We start from the raw sequence: 1,415 nt of genomic DNA, 5'->3' as shown, positions 1-1,415 counted from the left end.
CCGCCGAGCACGCGTACGAGATCGCCGGGCGGCCCGGCGCGCTGCGGCTGCGCGAGCGCCTGGCCCGCCTCGGCGCCGGGCAGCGCGTGGTCGTCGTCGGCGGCGGCCTCACCGGCGTGGAGGCCGCGACCGAGATCGCCGAGGCGCGGCCGGACCTCGACGTCGCCCTCGCCGCCCGCGGCGGCCTCGGCGACTGGCTCTCGCCCAAGGGCCGCGAGCACCTGCGGAGGGTGTTCGGCCGGCTCGGCATCACCGTGCACGAGCACGCCGCCGTCACGGCCGTCGAGGCCGACGGTGTCGCCACCGCCGGCGGCGACACCATTCCGGCCGCGGCCACCGTGTGGACCGCCGGCTTCGCGGTGCACCCGATCGCGGCGGCGAGCGGCCTGGAGGTCACCGGCAGCGGCCAGATCGTGGTCGACCCGACCATGCGCTCGGTCTCGCACCCGGACGTCTACGCGGTCGGCGACGCCGCCCTGGCGATGGGCCCCGGCGACAAGCCGCTGCGGATGTCGTGCGCGTCGGGCACCCCGGCCGCCTGGCAGGCCGCCGACGCGATCGCGGCGCGGCTGGCCGGCACGAAGGTCCCGCACGTGTCGATCCGCTACTACAACCAGTGCATCTCGCTGGGCCGCCGCGACGGCCTGATCCAGTACGTCACCGCCGACGATCGCGCGGTGCGGGCGGCGCTGACCGGCCGGCTCGCCGCCAGGTACAAGGAACTGGTCTGCCGGGCCGCCGCCTGGGGCATCGCCAACCCGACCCTCGGCATGCCGGCCCGGCGGCACCCGGTCACCGGGCAGCCGGCCACGGCCGGTGCGGCCGGCGGGGCGCGCTAGCCCGGACGTCCCGCCACCGGGATCGGCGCGACATGGGCGCGGTAACCCGCGAGGGCCTCGTCGAGGACCTCGCGGCCCGGTCGCGACCACACGTCCTCGGCGAAGACCTCCACCTCGATCGGGCCGGCGTAACCGGCCGCGTCCACCGCCTCGCGGAAGCGCCGCAGCTCCACGCAGCCGGTGCCCGGCAGGCCGCGGCCCAGCAGCACCCCGGCCGGCAGCGGCGTCAGCCAGTCGGCCACCTGGAAGCAGGCGATCCGGTTCTCCCGACCGGCCCGGGCGATCTGCTCCCACACCGCGTCGTCCCACCACAGGTGGTAGGTGTCGATCACCACCCCGACCGCCTCGAGCGGGTACGGGGCCGCGAGGTCGAGGGCCTGCTTCAGGCTGGCCACGACGCAGCGGTCCGAGCTGAACATCGGGTGCAGCGCCTCGATCGCGAGGCGCACCCCGGCGTTCAGCGCGTACGGCACCAGCGTGCCGATCGCCGTGCCCACGTGCGCGCGGGCCGCGTCGATGTCCCGGCTGCCCGCGGGGCGCCCGCCGGGTTGGGGAGAGCACACGTCTGTACACCCG

At 76.9% G+C, this 1,415-nt stretch carries 2 protein-coding genes; one reads left to right on the top strand and one right to left on the bottom strand.

Translation table 11 applies throughout. The features are described 5' to 3' along the window. The coding region (locus tag AB0F10_RS45645) for an FAD-dependent oxidoreductase (protein ID WP_360640882.1) at nt 1-839 on the top strand (839 nt) is incomplete at its 5' end. On the opposite strand, the gene AB0F10_RS45640 is transcribed toward AB0F10_RS45645, so the two are convergent. Then, a partial coding sequence (locus AB0F10_RS45640) for a sugar phosphate isomerase/epimerase family protein (protein WP_360640880.1) occupies nt 836-1,415 on the bottom strand: 580 nt, incomplete at its 5' end. The two genes, AB0F10_RS45645 and AB0F10_RS45640, sit on opposite strands and share 4 nt — an antisense overlap.

It is taken from the genome of Actinoplanes sp. NPDC026623 (assembly GCF_040638275.1).
In the GTDB taxonomy this organism is placed as follows: Bacteria; Actinomycetota; Actinomycetes; order Mycobacteriales; family Micromonosporaceae; genus Actinoplanes.
Note: the sequence above shows the minus strand (reverse complement) of the source record. Positions and strands in the feature narration are given on the sequence as shown.